The sequence below is a fragment of the Bacillus sp. ISO11 genome (assembly GCF_003458115.1).
Classification (GTDB): domain Bacteria; phylum Bacillota; class Bacilli; order Bacillales; family Bacillaceae_G; genus Bacillus_A; species Bacillus_A cereus.
This window is the reverse complement of sequence record NZ_QXCO01000056.1, coordinates 1-17,667: the sequence shown is the minus strand read 5'-3', so window position 1 is coordinate 17,667 and position 17,667 is coordinate 1. Positions and strand designations below refer to the sequence as shown.

Genomic DNA, 17,667 nt, shown 5'->3' with positions numbered 1-17,667 from the left:
TATATATACTGCCTGTTCTAACTCTTCATTCGTGACAATGAGTGGCGGATAATTCATCTTTACAATTAGAACCTTTTGTATTAAATGAAGACCATCCGCTTTTAATTTTTATATAAAATTTTTAAAAATAAAATATTTCTCCAGATTATTTTGAAATTTCTTTACAGCTTTTCCCTAGATTTTTAATATTTGTAAGATTGGGAGCTATATTTATATTTTATAGTTTATTTTGGAATATAAGATTGGTATTAGTTGTATAAATAGTATTTTTATTAATAATCTAGTATTTACTTTTAATACTCCTCTCCGTATAAAGTTTTACCAAATATTTTCAGGTGAATATTACCAAATAAAAAATGTTTTGTCTATGTATTTTATTGGGGCTATATTTTGTAAGCATAATTCTATGTAAGAATTTTCTATATTTATCCTCCCTATATAATGACATTTTTTCCCTTACTTCGACATAAATCAAATGGTACAGTTTATAGGACAAATATAGAACCCACTTGTAGACATTATGTTGTATGAAAAATTGAATCGAAACATGAGTTACTAGTTAGGAGGCGAAATATATTGTAACTATTTTTCAAATAGTACTTAAGGGTAGAGTGCTAAACGTTTGAAAATAGCTGGTAAATGCTTCTATGGGATGGAGGTTGTCATTTGAAAGAAAAAGATAAACTTAAGGTGAATAGGAACAACGTTAATTTTTCTAAGGATATAATATATCAAATTGTAACGGACAGATTCCATAATGGATGTCCATCATATAATCCTAAAGGGGGATTATATGATGAATCTAGGGAAAATAAAAAGAAATACTTTGGTGGAGATTGGATAGGGATTATTGAGAAATTAAATACAAACTATTTTACTGAACTAGGTGTGACGTCATTATGGATATCTCAACCGGTAGAAAACATCTTTACTCCAATAAATGATTTGGTAGGAAGTACTTCATATCATGGCTACTGGGCTCGTGATTTTAAAAGAACAAATCCTTTTTTTGGGACATTTGAAGACTTTCAAACCTTAATAACAACCGCTCATGCAAAAGATATAAAAATTATTATGGATTTTGCACCTAATCACACTTCGCCTGCATTACATGATGATGCGACCTATGCTGAAAATGGTAGATTATATGATAATGGATTGTTACTTGGTGGATACGATAATGATTACAATCATTATTTTCATCATAATGGTGGGACGGATTTTGAAGAATATGAAGACGGAGTTTATCGTAATTTATTTGATCTTGCAGATCTAAATCACCAAAATATAGCTATTGATTTGTATTTTAAAGAAGCTATTAAACTATGGTTAGACCAAGGGATAGATGGTATACGAGTTGACGCAGTAAAACACATGTCATATGGCTGGCAAAAAAGTTGGCTAAATTCAATCTATAATTATAGACCAGTATTTATTTTTGGTGAATGGTATATCAATCCGAATGAGTATGACCATAGAAATGTTCATTTTGCAAATAATAGTGGTATGAGTTTATTAGACTTTAGTTTTGCTCATAAAGTGCGCGAAGTTTTTCGAGATGGAATGGATTCCATGCATGGGTTACACAAAATGATTGAAGAAACATATCAAATTTATAATGATGTAAATAATCTTGTTACTTTTATTGATAATCATGATATGGACCGTTTTCACATTAATGGACAAAGTAAACGTAGAATAGAACAATCATTAGCATTCTTGTTAACTTCAAGGGGAATACCTTCTGTATACTATGGTACAGAGCAGTATATGGTTGGAAATGGAGATCCGAACAATCGTGGTCAAATGGAATCTTTTGATGTGAATACAGATAACTTTAAGATAATACAATCTTTATCTTCGCTTCGTAGTTTAAATTATGCACTTCCATATGGAAATACCAAAGAAAGATATATAACGGATGATATTTATGTATATGAAAGGTACTTTGGAAGTGATGTGGTATTAATAGCATTGAATCGAAATTTAACAGAAGGATATGAAATAAAAGGTGTTAAAACAATTCTTCCTTCTAGAAAGTATAAGGACATATTGGATGGCCTTTTAGATGGTGAAGCAATTAGAGTTGAAAATAATAATATAGATTCATTATGGCTTGGACCTGGGTCAGTACATGTTTGGCACCATAAAGGAGTAAATAGTATACCTTTAATAGGAACTGTGGGACATAAGATGACAACAGTTGGTCAAATAATTTGTATTGAAGGATGTGGCTTTACTTCTAAAAAAGGATCAGTATTATTTGAGGAAAAAGAGGCGGAAGTTGTTTCATGGTCACATACTAGTATAAAAGTAAAAGTTCCAGCAGTGAACGATGGTAAATATGAAATTACTGTTGTAACAGATACAGGAACTAGGAGTAATATCTATAAACATGTAGAGATCTTCAATACAAAGCAAGTTTGTATTCGATTTGTTATTGAAAATGGATATGAAATACCAGAGAGTGAAGTTTTTATAATGGGGAACACATATTCATTAGGAAATATGAATCCTTGCAAGGCAGTAGGGCCATTTTTTAATCAAATAATGTATCAATTTCCTACGGGTTATTTTGATATAAGTGTTCCGGCTGATAGCTTGCTTGAATTTAAATTTATTAGAAAGATCAATAACACACTATTGATTGAAGGCGGAGAGAATCATAAGTATCGGACCCCGAGTTTTGGAACTGGAGAAGTGGTTGTAAAGTGGCAAACTGCAGAAAAAACTATCTTGGTGGAGTCTTAACTATAGGGGGCTACTTTTTTTACAATTGTAATTAAATCCGGGGGGATTTCATTCTGGTAGCTAAAACAAAAGCTTATACTGAAAAATTCTCTAAAAAGTTAACAAAGGGTACGATTTTAAAGGGAAAACTAGAAAAGAACTGTATTAATGAAAGTGAAAAATAGAAAATTGGAGGTTACTATGGAACGAGCTTCTAAAGTGATTACGATTGAAAATTTTCATTCTGAAATACTTGAGAATAGTAGGAAACTATTTATATATTTACCACCTGGTTATGAAAGCAATTCGTACCAAAAGTATCCTGTATTATATATGCATGCTGGGCAGCGCTTGTTTGAACCAGTAGTAAAAAATGATGAATCATGGAATGTCCACAAAACGACTGAAACGCTAATTTATGAAGGTAAAATTCAAGAGATAATAATAGTAGGTATAGCACATAAAAGAATCATAGAAAATAATGAGTTTTGTCATTTCATTTCACCAGATAAAAATATAGAGTGCTCAGGTTTATTATATGAAAAATTTATAATCAATGAGGTGAAACCTTACATTGATGAAAATTTTAGAACATTGACTAATGCTGAAAATACAGCTCTAATAGGGTCATCAGCAGGTGGTTTATCAACTTATAATATTGGTTTCCGCAATCCTGAAGTGTTTGGGAAAATTGGGATGTTATCTCCATTCTTTGTGAAAGTTGAAGATGATCATTCGGAATTAAAATTATATGAAATGTATGAAGGAAAAAAAGACTTGAAAATATGGATGGATATAGGTAGTGCGGAAGGTTTTTTCTTGGTAAAACATGTGAGGGATATTGCAGAAACTTTATTGAAAAATGGTTACAAATATAGAGATGATTTAATTTTTTATCAGGATCCAAATGGTGCACATTTTGAGAAAGACTGGGGAGAACGTATGCATCTACCATTAATATATTTCTTTGGAGATGTTGGTAATATAGTTAATGTTACATTAGATGGTCGAGATGTAGTTGGATTAACTGGAATGAAAGTGAAAATTAATCCAATTGTTACGTACGATAGTGGTTTTGAAATGAGTGTTTTAGATGGTGTATTTTTAGTTGATAACCCAGATGTGTTAGAGGTTATGGGGGATGGAACAATTATACCTAAGAAAATAGGAGAAGCCGAAGTTACCTTTGTGACACAAGGTGTAAAAGGAATACCTAAAAAATATAAGGTAATAGAAACATTATCAGAATTTGTAGATGTTTCTGTAACAGTCGAAGTACCTGAAAATACACCAGTTGGTGAACGAATTTATATGAGTGTAGGCATGATACTAGATAGAATAGAAAAAAATCGTTTTGCAGGAAATTTTAAAGTGCCAAGGGACCTTGCATGCAGGTTTAAGTTTTCAAGAGGCTTTAGGCTCTTTGAAGTCGATAAATTAGGACAACCTATTCCAAATAGAAAATTTAAAGCTACTAATGACTTACAGTTGAATTATACTGTTGAGAACTGGATAGGGCTGTAAAAAAATAAATATGGGGTGAGTGCTGTAGTGAAAATGAAAGAATTAATTCCAACTTTTGATGTCCCTTATTATTATTCATGCTATATACCAATTCTTCACGATAAATTAAAGAGTATGGGTAGCATTAGTTACATGAGTTTAATAGCGAATGAAGAGTTATATAGTATACCAGCATATCGTATGGATACTATCACATCAGTACCTTCTGTAGCAAGATATACACAGTTGTTAGAATATAATCAAACATTTCGTATGGAGAAACATGTATATTCTAATTTCGAAAAGGGGCTTCAATATATAAAAGAATGTTTGAATCGTCAAGAAGTATTTATTGCCTTAGGAAGCACCTTTTTTCTACCATATAGTAATGATTATTTGAACCCCAAGTTTATAAAAAGTCATATAGATGTCCATACGGATAAATATGTTACAGACCATTACCTCGCAATTAACAAACTTACAGAAGATAGAGTATTTGTTCAAGATCCAGTTCCTAATAAATTTATGGGTGAGATATCAATGGAGGAGTTCCATTCTTTTTGGAAAGGAGGAAAAGCTATACCTGAATTGGCTCAAGCAAAAGGTATAGAAAGAATTTCATCTTACTCATCAATTGATGTGATTATACAGGAAAAAATAAGCATGGAAAATCTTAAAGATGTTTTTTTGAGAACACTAAAAAAAATATCCAGTGAGTATATTCGAGGTTTAATTATGCAAAAAAACAATAAGATATATTATTTTGGTAAGATTGCAGCCCTTGAACTTAAAGAAAATATAAATGAAGATTTTCATAAACAAAGAAATATGTTTCCTTTGTATTTGAAATGTTTATTTGATATGAGATGGAGTAGATATTTTTTATATGACTTACTTATAGACATGAACGAGTTATTTAAAGATAAATTTATTCATATTACTAGTGAGTTAATGGATATAAAACAATTATGGGAAAGACTATATAAGATTGCACATATTAAATTATTAAAAAAAGATAGTAACTTAAGTGATCTCGAATCTTTTAATTTGATAATGATGGATATTATTAATAGAGAGTGTGTCTTACATGAAAATATTTTATTTCTTCTGCAACATAATTATAGTCTTCAGTCTTAATAGGGAAAAGATAATTGAGAGAAGTAGAGTAAGGCTACTACGTATACTTACAAACTTTATCAGTAGAAGAATAAGTGTATTTAGTGTTCATGTTATATACTACTACAATTGCCGGAAGGAAATCTTCATAGTAAAAAGGTGATTTATAAAAAGGAGTGTATTTACTTGGAAGATACAAATAAAGAAAAGGTTATTCAAATCGTATTGTGCTGTGTTGAAGAAGTGAATGAAAATCTTGAAAATAAAATTGATCTTGAAAAAGGCTTGAAAGCACATCTTTATGATTGGGAGGGGTATTTAGATTCGTTAGGGCTGGTATCTTTATTGGTAAGTATTGAACAAGGCTTAGAAGATGAATTGGGTTTATCAGTTGATTTGGTGAATTTAGATACAATGTCACAACATAATAGCCCATTTAAAACAATAGAAACATTAGTTGCGTATATTTTAGAATGCCAGGAACAATTAAAATCACTAACATAACAAAATATTAAAGGAGAAAATTTAAAAGGAGGTTAGGTATGCATATTGATTTTTTATTTGAAAGATTTGAAATGAATAAAGAATGCGAAGCTATAGTTTGGGAGGATAAAACTTACACATATGAGTGGTTTCTAAATCAAATAAAGATTTATACAAGGGAGTTAAATGAACATAGAAAGATGGATTATACAATAGTCTCTTTGGAAGCGGATTATTCTCCATACTCTATAGCAATGTTTTTAGCACTTATTGAATTAGGATGTACTGTAGTACCGATATTAAATTCATTGGTTGACAGTAAGAAGAAAGAATACTATGAAATAGTTGAATTAGAAAATGTAATTAAAGTTGAAAGGGGAAGCTTTGAAATAATCAATATACAAAGGGATTACATTCAAAATGAATTATTATTACAACTGAAAAAGTTAAAACATCCAGGATTAGTATTGTTTTCATCTGGTACAACCGGAAGTAGTAAAGCAATTGTACATGATTTTACATTACTTCAAAAGAAGTACAGTGTCGCAAGGAGTGTAAAACGTGTTATACCATTTATGTTATTTGATCACATTGGAGGAGTTAATACTCTATTCCAAATTATTTCCAGCTCAGGGTGTTTGGTAATTATTGATGATCGTACCCCTAATCGAGTATGTAACATGATTGAGAAACATCAAGTACAAGCTTTACCCGCATCACCAACTTTTATAAATCTACTTATACTGAGTGAGGTTTATAAAAAGTATAATTTAAATAGTTTGCAGACCATTTCTTATGGATCAGAAGTTATGCCTGAGGCTACACTAAGTAAAATAAATGAAATATTCCCTCATGTTAAAATTACACAAATGTATGGGTTGTCAGAATATGGAGTTTTATATTCACAATCTAAATCGAATGATTCTTTGTGGATCAAACTAAGCGATAAGAATATTGAATCAAGAGTAGTGGATGGAATGTTGCAGATCAAATCAATGTCTACAATGATTGGTTATATTAATGCTCCGAGTCCATTTACTCAAGATGGCTGGCTTATGACAGGAGATATGGTGGAAGTAGATGGAGATTATATTAAAATTTTAGGAAGAAAATCAGAGATTATAAATATTGGCGGAGAAAAAGTATTTCCAGCTGAAGTTGAAAATGTAATACAGCTAATGGATGGAGTAGAGGAGGTTGCTGTTGTTGGTGAAAAAAATGCAATCACAGGGCAAATGGTTAAGGCTGTGGTTAAATTAAGTACAAATGAAAGTGTAAGTGAATTTAGAAAGCGATTAAGAGAGTTCTGTAAAGATAAACTACCATTATATAAGATTCCACAGAAAGTGGTATTAACAACTAAGAAAATGCATACAGAGCGTTTTAAAAAAGATAAGAAGGTATTTATGTAACCAAAAGTTGAAGTCCTTTTATACAATAATTTAAAAATAAATTATAAATCCCTTATATTTTGAAAAAACTTTTTCAAAATATAAGGGATTCTTTTTACTTTTTTCGGATCTAAATTGAGTAATTCATATAAATAAGCTTCTTCACAAAATAAAGATTTACGTGTTGAGAAGAAACTTTATGTTTATAGAGTTTGTTGTTTATTATTACGATTCGATAGGAATTTATCTAATGAAATAGATTGGCTGTTATTTACTACAAAAAATAAAGAAACAGCCAATAATAATAAATCAAATTCATACCCTCCTATAAATCCTTGATCAAATTTCACAGTAATAATGGCTCCGGCAATAAGTAAAGAAAATAAGGTTGAAATAATTCGTGTACCAAGCCCCAGAATAACTAAAATTCCACCCACTAGTTCAATAATTGCTACTGGATATGCAAGCCAATCGAATATTCCTAGGCTGTTGAAGAAATTTTCTGTATTATGAATACCATCTTGAAATTTTATGAGTCCATGTGCAAAAAAAGTTAACCCTAATACTAATCTAATAATGAAAAAACTTAACTCATTTTTGTTTGACAATTCATTTTCCCCCATTCAATGATTTTGAAGTACTGTTAGCCATAAATTTTTCCTTTTCCTTATTCTAATGATCTATATATGATATAGAATCAAAAAACAGTATATTTTTTTGCTTGCAACTTTACTACTTGATCACTTTTTGTTTATAGGAATAAGGTTCTATCCCTTTAATATTTATTTCAATATCCTGAATTGCTGTATTGTTAATGGAACCTTCAATTATTCCAAACGTTTTATTTAGGATGTGACCGGCGCTTTTAAACCCAACATAATGTCCACGAACCATACGTGGAAAACATGCACCAAACATGCCTTGTACTGTTATAATTGATTGGAAATGTAGAACCTCAGTAATTAATGTTCCTATCATTGCAATTTTCATTTTACTATTTGGAGGTACTTTAATAGAATGTTCAATTGAAGGAGAGGTATGAATTGATTTTGAATTACTTTCTCCTACAAAAGTTGAAATATTAAATTCATTACCCGATTGAAATTTACCTGCAATAATAAGATCTGATTTTAAAGTTAAACCTGTAATAGATTTCGAACTCCAAGATTGTATATTGACCCATTGTTCTTTTATTGTCACTACAATCTCTTTTTCTTCATTATTAGGATTATATACAAATTGTTCCTTTAGGGTTATTTCATTTATTGAAGGTTCTTCAAGATCTCGAAATATAAAAGGGCCCAGCATTTTATAACAAGCATGACCATAACGTTCAGTAATAGCAGGCTTATTATGAATTGGAAACGTCTCATTATTTAATGCAATTTCGTCAGGAAGTATTCCATAAAGATCTTTAAACGCATCCATTATGGAGTCTGTAGTTGAATCTAATGAATCTAGATCTGAAAAAGATAATTTTTCTTGTATAATCATACTAATGCTCCTTACCTATTTGTGTATTTTATTCGTTTGATTGTGGTCAAAAGACAATTAAAATATGAAGAAGAGATAAACTAATAGTTTGACAGATAGAATAATTAATAACTTTTGAGAATAAATTCCATTTTATGCTGTGGGATTCCTATCAATTAATACTCATTAGAAATTTATAAAGATTTGATTGAATTTTAGGAAAATAGAGGTTGTTATTGAAAATCTAACTAAGGATAAAGTTATGGAACGCATCAATAAACGGATTATTAAGGATGGAAAATAACGGATAAATAGCAGAGAGATGAATATGAACGGAAGAAAATCTTGTGGCTCACAAAGAATTTAAGAGCTAGAGATATAAATAACAGTACAGATAAGGTTGAAGAAATCTACAAAAGGCTTTATCAATTCTAGCTAAATGATAAAAGCCCTGCAGGGGATGCAGGGCAAGACTAAGGGTATTGAAGAATTGTCGATTCTAAAAGTAAAGGACTTCTTGGAATGTTTTAAGTTTAACACGTAATATATTAAAACGTTATATAAAGATGTTACAGAAATATGAATATAAAAAAACTCTCATAAATATTATGAAAAAGTTGAGAATCTATAGAAGCTATAAGGGATTATATTTGCAATGGTGTCTTTATAGAGTTAATAGGACAGGCTTTTGTTTGTCTTAGTATTCGGGAATCTAGTAGAATTCCCGAATACTAAGACAGGTTCCTGGGTATTACGAAGCATGAAAGCATCAAAAAAGCCCGTACAGAAGCACAGGCCGGTTGATACACATATCGGTAACTAAATATTAACAGAAATAGTTAGTAAGTACTATTGAAAAAATAAAAAACTACTTTCCTCCTAAGACGGTTTGAAGAAAACACATATAATAAAGCACTTATATTATACCAAATGTTTTCTCCTAATTAATATATAGTATATATTAATCATCCAGCAGAGGTGCTTTTTACTTCTTTTATAGAATTTACACATTAAACATATATGTATACGCATTGCATTGTTACTACACGCTCAGGAATAGTAATAAAAAGATGATACCAATAAAACTGTATAAAAACAAAAAGAATCCTAATAGGGGTAATTCTTTATGAAAGTTGAGCATGACAAACCTCCTTGGATATATAGAATATTTTAATATATTGTTGGTCTATTTAAAAAGAAAAACATAACTTGGTACATTGGATTAGAGGATATCTATATGAATAGGTAGAATCTAATTATCTGGTTCACATTTTAAACCAAGGGGTACAAATTCGATGCGACGTGAAAAGGATTTGTTGAAACAATGGAAGGCGGATTTGCAAGCTATCCAAGAAGAGAAAAGGCTGAAGAAGAAGTCTAAGAAAAAGAATAAGAAATATAGCATTCCTGGTAATACAGCTGACTTCATGAATGGAAAGAATACTTTTCGTAAAGAGAATGGGGTATGGAAGCAAAGAAATAAATAATGTGAGGATAAATGATTTTGATTAAATGTATAGGAATTATAGTAGGCGCTGCCTTGATTTTGGCGACGTCTTATTTGTTGTTAAGGAAAGATAACAAAACAAATAAATACAAGGTAAAAGGATATTAACGAAAAAGCCAAATTAGTAGGAAGTAAATTTAAAAAGTCCTGTCTTTTGACAGGACTTTCAAAAAGGGAACAACAGTTAACAATTGAAGGTACCTTTATATTACCATTACTGGTAATATAATTCCATGTGTTATGTGTTGAGAAATAATCTTCTATAAGATGAAAAAAAGTAACCAATGAAGTTAAGTAACGAATTGATGTAAAAATGACATTTGGACCTGTAAGTAATGGATATGAAACATATAGTTATAGTCAAGAAAATGAACAGTTCATAAGCTAGAAATTTTAGCTTGCATATAGTATATGTTGTAAAGAAAGGGTGGGGATGAAGCATGGAACGACCGAACTGGGGCATCGGGGGATAGTATTCGTGGGCTGTACGTTTCTTGGCGCGGGAGTGGGATCTATGTTTGGAGGCGCCAAAACTGGGTGGATGATAGGGATGGGCGCTGGGTTTCTTGGTATGGCTTTGACGAGATGGATTGGGAAATAATATAACAGGTTCACTTTCTTCGATAAATAAAGCGATAGGCACATAAGAATGTACTTACATAGGATTTCAAAAAGAGACACCAAAGGGCGTCTCTGCATACTTACATTTCCACTTTAATTATTACAATACCCTTTTAACATACCTTTAGAAAAACGATTTGGATATAAAGCAATAAGCATCCCGTAGGGGCTTCCTTTCCAATAGCGTTGTAAGGGTGTCCGTAATTTTTGTTTTATGAGCCATCGTTGATTAAATACGTTTAATAGCTGTTTTTCATCCAGTTTTTCTTTCTCTTCAATGGTCCATCTTAATGCTTCTAGTGCTTTACATTTGGACCAAAAGCCAACTGGTGTAACTTTAAATTCCCATTCTTTAAAGCGACCTGGATATAAGTCGTTTATCATTTTAAATGGACTATTTCCCCACATTAATTGACATGGAGACGCTAATCTGTGAGTCTTTAGCCATTTTATACTGTAAACATCCAGTATTTGTTCGGGCGTTAATTTTTCTTTTTCTTCAATGGTCCATTTCAATGCTTCTAATGCTTTTTCTTTTGTCCAGAAGTTATTGGGCGTCATGAGAAATTCCCATTCTTTAAAACGACTAGGGTACAAATCGTTAATCATTGCAAACGGACTACTATTCCAGTACATAGCCAGAGGGGCACTAAGTTTGTTTTTCTCCAACCATTTTTTGCCGTATACGCGTAAGAGCTTTTCGTTCGATAAACCTTTTTTTTCTTCAATCATCCATCTCAAAATCGTTAATGCCTTTTCTTTCGTCCAAAAATTTAAAGGAGTCATACCAAACTCCCATTCTTTAAACTCACTTGGGTATAAATCATTTATTGCTTTAAAAGGGCTATTTTCGTATCTATGTTTGAGTAATCCTCGTAATTTATACTTTACAAGTAATTGAGTGTTCCATTTTTTTCTGATGTCTTCCTTATCCCATTTTAAGATACTGTGTAATAAATATGTGATTACTCTGCGGGCGAGTTTATTATCCAAATCTTCTTTCCAAGTATTTGGAGGGAATCGTTTCCTTTTGCCATCCAATATTTCTTGATAAATTTCTTCTATCGTAACTGCTTTTATTGCCAATATATAAATCCTCCTATATTTGTATTTATATTTGTACAATATCACTATCAGAATTATTATATATATATTATATAATTTACATAAAATTATCATCGAAAACAACACATAAATTAGTTTTTTCTTAAAAATCTAATTATTACACAAATAAAAATTTATTTAAATTTTCTATTTTTTGGTATATACTTAACAATGAATTATTATATTTGTATATTAGGAGTGTATTTGTATGGAGAAGCTTAACAAAAGCGATATCATTCGCACCGTTCCACAAAATGGTTTCTTTGGACATCCAAAAGGGCTATTTACCCTATTCTTTACAGAATTTTGGGAGCGATTTTCTTACTATGGAATGAGAGCAATATTACTTTACTATATGTACTATTCCATTTCTAAAGGTGGCTTAGGGATGGATCACGCCACAGCTGCATCCATTATGGCTATCTATGGTTCGTTAGTTTACATGTCTGGAATTATTGGTGGGTGGATTGCTGACCGCCTATTAGGTTCAAGTAGAACAATATTTTGGGGTGGCGTTTTAATAATGATTGGTCATCTCATCTTAGCTCTACCAGGAACGGTTAGTACATTATTTATCTCAATGGTATTTTTAGTACTTGGAACAGGGTTATTAAAACCGAATGTATCTAGTATTGTTGGTGATTTATATAGTGAAACAGATACTCGTCGTGATTCAGGTTTCAGTATTTTCTATATGGGTATTAATTTAGGAGCACTATTATCTCCGTTTGTGATTGGAACACTCGGTCAAAAGTATAACTTCCACTTAGGTTTTGGTGTGGCAGCAATTGGTATGCTATTTGGATTAATTATGTATGTTCTTACGAAAAAGAAAAATCTAGGATTAGCAGGAACGCAAGTACCAAATCCTTTAACAGACAAGGAAAGAAAAAAGGTTCTTATACAGTTTAGCATTGGTATTATCGCAATTGCACTAGTTTGTGTGTTAACAATTCCAACAGGTATTTTAACGATTGATCGATTTACTTTACTTGTAAGTATCTTAGGTATTCTAATTCCAACAGGCTACTTTGTCTTTATGTACCGTAGTCCAAAGACGACAAAAGTTGAAAAATCTCGCTTAATTGCTTACATACCACTATTTATCGCTGCTACAATGTTTTGGGCGATTCAAGAGCAGGGAGCAATCATCTTAGCTAGTTATGCTGATCAACGTACGCAGTTAAACTTTGCAGGATTTGAGGTTCAATCTTCATGGTTCCAATCTTTAAACCCTATTTATATTGTTTTACTAGCACCAGTGTTTGCTTGGCTTTGGGTAAAGCTGAATTCACGCCAACCAAGTACAGCAAATAAATTTGCTATCGGTTTATTATTTGCTGGTTTATCATTCTTAGTGATGATTATTCCTGCATATATCCATGGTACCGAATCCCTTGTTAGCCCAATTTGGTTAGTCATTAGTTTCCTTCTAGTCGTAATCGGGGAACTTTGTTTATCACCTGTAGGTTTATCTATTACTACAAAACTAGCTCCAGCAGCGTTCTCTGCTCAAACAATGAGTCTATGGTTTTTAACGAGTGCATCTGCACAAGCTATCAATGCGCAGCTTGTGCGATTATATAATCCTGAAACAGAGATTATTTATTTCGGTGTAATTGGCGGAGTATCCATTGTTTTAAGTGTTATTTTATATTTCATGGCTCCAAAGATTCAGGTACTTATGAAAGGGATTAAATAATAGAACTGTGCCAAAAACTTGTTACCATGCAGGTTTTTGTGCACAGTTTTTTTAGTGCTTTATCGTATGTAAAACTAGCTCCTTTTAAACGAAGAACAACAAAGGCAAATTGATCAGAAGTAAGTCATTTATCGATATGGATGATTAGGAGAAAGCATTTACGGTAACCCCAAGTCGAGAATATTCCGATGCTAATATAGTTTATACAACTAACCCTATTTAATAGGTTAGTTTTGAAAGATGGAACTCCCGCATTCGAAAATGATGTACATAAGTTTTCAGAATGGGCAGCTTATTTTTTGTTTTGGGGTTACTTCACATGCCCATCAACTTAAGAGTGTAAACAAATTGAACTCTTGTTCAGCCGGGTTAAAACATTGTTAAAATAAAAGTATACTCTTAAAAATGCGCATACCAAATAAACCCTAATGGGTCTCACTTTTTTAATTATGCAATTTTCTTTTGTTTCCTCAATCCACTATACTCATACACAACACCCATAATATCAAAGACAGTTTTCTTCTCATATTTGTGAGATTTCCGTCCGTTCTTCTGTAGAAGATGGAACAGGCGAATTAAAATTTTTGTTATTTCTCGGGTGTTTTGCTGTATAGCTTGATAAAGAATGTATAGGTGGTCTTGAATCATTCCAATGGCTTTATATTCGCTTAATTCTCTTTTCTTCTTCCTTAAAATTAACTGTCGCATCTTAAACATAGTAGAAGAACATAGAAAAATAGCGATGAGTTTTCCATAAATGTGGCATTCTAATCGCTCTCGTTTGATATTGTGCCAATCATGAATTTGAAATAAGGATTTCCAAGTTTTAAAGATAATTTCAATCTGCCAGCGGAGGGAATAAAAATCATGTATTTGTTCCATCGGAACCCATTCCAAAGGTGTATTGGTAACATAAATGTTCATACCAGTTAATCGTTTGCTTTTCTCTGAGTACGTAATACCCTTTTTCTTTTCCGTATACACTTGTTTTTTCTTACGCTCTCGAAGTTGTTTTTCAGTTAATCGATATATAATAACTCGTGTAAATAGTTTTTTATCCTTTCCGATATAAGCATCTGATATTTCATAGACCTGTCCCGGTTTTAAGGTATTCATAATGTGTTCTAAATCAACTTTGATGTACTGAGACTGTTTTTTTACTGTTCCATTTCGAAAGTATTCAGGAAACTCATTTTTGATATACACCATGTTATTGAGTTTAAGTCGCGATATGTAATACACGCCTCGTTGGTCCATTTGATCTAAATCTTCCAGTGAATAATAGCCTAAATCCCGAATACATAAATCGCCAGGTCGTAATGTTGCTAAACATTCTGTTCCAAAGGTCTTATCATTGTTCTTACCCGGTTCAACTTGAAATTTTAAAACCTGTCCACTATGTAAATCATATTCTAATTGAATCTTTATACCTGCTGTTTGTGCACAACCACCTGATCCAGGATACACACTAGCTAAATGTTTTGGTACTTGAAAAATCGTCGCATCTAAAATACGAATCCGTTGAAAATAGGTAATTGAAGAGCTTGGAATCACTGATGTTTCACAAATTTTATTTTTTAATAATATAGAGAAGATATGTTTTAAAAAGCAAACAGCCTTCTTATTGAAGCGTTTATTTAGTCCTTCTGGACTCATAAGAGTTCCTGTAACAGCATGAAGTTGACTACACAGTCGAACTAAGGAATCACTCGCTACACGTTGACTAATCCACACACAAATAATAGCTAAATCACGTCCTGAAAATTTACGCTTTCTTTGTACAAAAGCTAGTTCTCTAGCGAGTTTTTCTAAAAATGATGGGGTAAGATGTTGATGTAATTCTTCAGCAAATAATTGTAGCTCGCTTCGAATTGAAAGATTCATAAAAATCTCATCCTTTCTAATAATCAAGCTTGTTTAGAAAGAATAACGTTTTTTTATACCTGAGGATAGTGAAAACTTCGAGTTTTTCTTACAAATATCGTGAATTTATTTCAAATTCGCGCGTTTTTCTGTTAATTGAAAGAGACAAATTTGGATATATATGCTAATATCAGGGAGGAATTGTAAAGAAAACTGGGAAAATGGAGGCAATTATGAAAACTTTCATATATATGGTGAGACACGGGGATTCACCGAAATTTGGAAAAGAAGAGACAAGAGGATTAACTGAAAAAGGAAAATCAGATGTTCAACGAATAACAGATGCATTACAAGGTGAGGAAATCGACGTTGTTATCTCGAGTCCATACAATCGATCAATTCTAACTGTTCAGCAGTTAGCGAAGCAAATAGGACAAGAAGTTATAGTATTTGAGGACTTAAAAGAGAGAATTTTTATTGCTGAAGAGGTACGAATGTCGGATAAAGAATTATTCCCTTTGATAGAAAAGTCATTCATAGATCCCGACTTTGCTTTAAAGGGAGGAGAGTCGAATGTCGAATGTCAGAAACGTGCTATAAAAGTTTTAAAAGAATTATTAAACACCTATCGAGGACAGAAAGTAGTATTAGGCACTCATGGGGCTGTAATGACTTTGATGATGGGGTATTATGACAGTAAGTATGATTTGAATTTTTTACTACAGACATCAAAACCAGATATATATAGAATGGAATTCAATGGGCAGGAATTGGTGGAAGTTAAAAAATTGTGGGAAATTTCATAGATTGACTTTATTCATCCATAGCTTACCTAAATGACGTGTATTATAAGAAAAAGGGTTACTGCGGTAACCCTTTTTCTTATGGCATTGACGGGGGTTGAGTTCAACAATATAAAAATTCGGTTTCTTAACGTACAAAACTCACGTTTTGTTCTTGTTATCCCGAGATGAAATGGGAGGAAATGTTTTTGGGCAGGATATTTTTAAAGTTATTTTTTAAATCAATCCTATTTGTTTTCTTATGCGGTATTGTTGTTTTTTCTATATTTCAGATTATTTTTGTCTGGAGTGTTTCGACAGGATTAGGAAGAGATGATATAGTCGGGTTTTCAGATAATAAGTATGTAATTGGTCGTCCACCTGTAAGCTATAATTTATATAAAAAAGATAGTGGGAAAACTATATTAGATAATGTTATTGGTTATAAAAAAGGAAAAACTAAAAGCTATATTCGGAATGAAATTGAATTTGTAGTGATAAATGAGACAAAGGGTAGCTATGAATTGTATAAAATAGAAAAGGCTTCAGAAAAGGATATAGAACGACTGAAAGAAATGAAGAAATTAGAATAAAAGAGACTATCTGAAATGTAAAAATGTCCACTTGTTATTGTTAGATCTAAAAAATGGTTTAGACTGATAATCGGGTTTTATTTTATGAAAAGAATTATTATTAAAATAAAGTATTAGGGGTTCAGTCCCATGCCCTCAAGCTAATATTTTGAAGTGTCCTCAAAACGAAAATTTTCTTCGTTTTGGGGAACTACCAATTTCTTAAGTTGATGGATGTGTGATACTACCCCTAGAAATATAGAACTCTTTTTTCGATTTTTGATGATATCATTTTAATTAAATATATAGAATGATTTAGAAATATGATTTAAAATTGGAAGGGCGTATAAAATATGAAAAAAAAATTAACTAAAATTACAATGATAAGCGGTATTATTATAATAATTTATAATTTAACTAAATGGTATTTAGTTCAATTAGTTACACCATTTTTCATGCCGTTTGTTAGTATTGCAATTTATGGGTCATTTTTTATAATATTTATTATAGGAATTATAAACTTTATAAAATGTAAAAACTGGAAACCTTTAGTTATACAATTAATCATAATTATTATTTGTATATATGTGCCTTTTGTAAAAATATATATGAAACTAGATTTTATAATTTATAAAGAAGATCGTAAACAAGTAATAGAACTTATAGAACAAAAAAAGTTAATTCCAAATGTTGAGTATAATAGTAAGATGATTCATTTACCTAAACAATTTGTATCAACTTCCAAAAATGGTGGGGATATATTGGTTCAAGAAAAAGAAAATAGTACTTTAATTTTCTTTTATACTTATCGTGGTATATT

At 31.4% G+C, this 17,667-nt stretch carries 15 protein-coding genes; 11 read left to right on the top strand and 4 right to left on the bottom strand.

The window, feature by feature from the left end; genetic code table 11:
- The first annotated feature begins 666 nt into the window (after window positions 1–666).
- The 5 genes from D1166_RS29580 to D1166_RS29560 all read left to right on the top strand — a co-directional run bounded on the left by D1166_RS29580 (window position 667) and on the right by D1166_RS29560 (window position 7,244).
- A complete protein-coding gene (locus D1166_RS29580) occupies window positions 667–2,751 on the top strand; it encodes an alpha-amylase family glycosyl hydrolase (RefSeq protein ID WP_097879707.1) in 2,085 nt (694 codons plus the stop codon).
- A 180-nt stretch (window positions 2,752–2,931) separates the two neighbouring features.
- On the top strand, window positions 2,932–4,254 hold the full coding sequence (locus D1166_RS29575; RefSeq protein ID WP_118043534.1) for an alpha/beta hydrolase: 1,323 nt from the start codon (window positions 2,932–2,934) through the stop codon (window positions 4,252–4,254).
- 27 nt (window positions 4,255–4,281) lie between these two features.
- Window positions 4,282–5,370, top strand: a complete 1,089-nt coding sequence (locus D1166_RS29570; RefSeq protein ID WP_097879705.1) for a cysteine peptidase family C39 domain-containing protein — start codon at window positions 4,282–4,284, stop codon at window positions 5,368–5,370.
- Window positions 5,371–5,535: 165 nt separating this feature from the next.
- Window positions 5,536–5,853, top strand: a complete 318-nt coding sequence (locus tag D1166_RS29565) for a hypothetical protein (RefSeq protein ID WP_016090626.1) — start codon at window positions 5,536–5,538, stop codon at window positions 5,851–5,853.
- 38 nt (window positions 5,854–5,891) lie between these two features.
- Entirely contained in the window at window positions 5,892–7,244 is a 1,353-nt protein-coding gene (locus tag D1166_RS29560; protein ID WP_097879704.1) for an ANL family adenylate-forming protein, read from the top strand.
- A gap of 182 nt (window positions 7,245–7,426) precedes the next feature.
- On the opposite strand, the gene D1166_RS29555 is transcribed toward D1166_RS29560, so the two are convergent.
- Together D1166_RS29555 and D1166_RS29550 are read right to left on the bottom strand one after the other, a co-directional pair.
- A complete protein-coding gene (locus D1166_RS29555) occupies window positions 7,427–7,831 on the bottom strand; it encodes a DoxX family protein (RefSeq protein WP_170955312.1) in 405 nt (134 codons plus the stop codon).
- A 124-nt stretch (window positions 7,832–7,955) separates the two neighbouring features.
- Window positions 7,956–8,717: a hydralysin-2 gene (locus tag D1166_RS29550; RefSeq protein WP_097861875.1), complete on the bottom strand. Its 762-nt coding sequence runs from the start codon at window positions 8,715–8,717 to the stop codon at window positions 7,956–7,958.
- Between the two features lie 1,274 nt (window positions 8,718–9,991).
- Here D1166_RS29550 and D1166_RS29545 point away from each other — a divergent pair.
- Complete coding sequence (locus D1166_RS29545; protein ID WP_001250597.1) at window positions 9,992–10,183, top strand: hypothetical protein; 192 nt, start codon at window positions 9,992–9,994, stop codon at window positions 10,181–10,183.
- Between the two features lie 498 nt (window positions 10,184–10,681).
- Window positions 10,682–10,804, top strand: a complete 123-nt coding sequence (locus D1166_RS32035; RefSeq protein ID WP_002063117.1) for a hypothetical protein — start codon at window positions 10,682–10,684, stop codon at window positions 10,802–10,804.
- A 113-nt stretch (window positions 10,805–10,917) separates the two neighbouring features.
- Here D1166_RS32035 and D1166_RS29540 read toward each other — a convergent pair whose 3' ends face one another.
- On the bottom strand, window positions 10,918–12,003 hold the full coding sequence (locus D1166_RS29540; RefSeq protein WP_423243016.1) for a DUF4046 domain-containing protein: 1,086 nt from the start codon (window positions 12,001–12,003) through the stop codon (window positions 10,918–10,920).
- A 133-nt stretch (window positions 12,004–12,136) separates the two neighbouring features.
- Between D1166_RS29540 and D1166_RS29535 the strand changes: the two genes are divergently transcribed.
- Window positions 12,137–13,630, top strand: coding sequence for a peptide MFS transporter (locus D1166_RS29535; RefSeq protein ID WP_098221079.1), 1,494 nt, complete (start codon window positions 12,137–12,139; stop codon window positions 13,628–13,630).
- Window positions 13,631–14,077: 447 nt separating this feature from the next.
- On the opposite strand, the gene D1166_RS29530 is transcribed toward D1166_RS29535, so the two are convergent.
- Complete coding sequence (locus D1166_RS29530) at window positions 14,078–15,514, bottom strand: IS4 family transposase (RefSeq protein ID WP_098221078.1); 1,437 nt, start codon at window positions 15,512–15,514, stop codon at window positions 14,078–14,080.
- A 212-nt stretch (window positions 15,515–15,726) separates the two neighbouring features.
- Between D1166_RS29530 and D1166_RS29525 the strand changes: the two genes are divergently transcribed.
- The 3 genes from D1166_RS29525 to D1166_RS29515 form a co-directional block, all read left to right on the top strand.
- Complete coding sequence (locus D1166_RS29525) at window positions 15,727–16,299, top strand: histidine phosphatase family protein (protein ID WP_098221077.1); 573 nt, start codon at window positions 15,727–15,729, stop codon at window positions 16,297–16,299.
- A gap of 185 nt (window positions 16,300–16,484) precedes the next feature.
- Window positions 16,485–16,868: a hypothetical protein gene (locus D1166_RS29520; protein ID WP_118043533.1), complete on the top strand. Its 384-nt coding sequence runs from the start codon at window positions 16,485–16,487 to the stop codon at window positions 16,866–16,868.
- 332 nt (window positions 16,869–17,200) lie between these two features.
- Window positions 17,201–17,667, top strand: a 467-nt coding sequence (locus D1166_RS29515) for a hypothetical protein (protein ID WP_118043532.1), incomplete at its 3' end; no start/stop codon positions are given.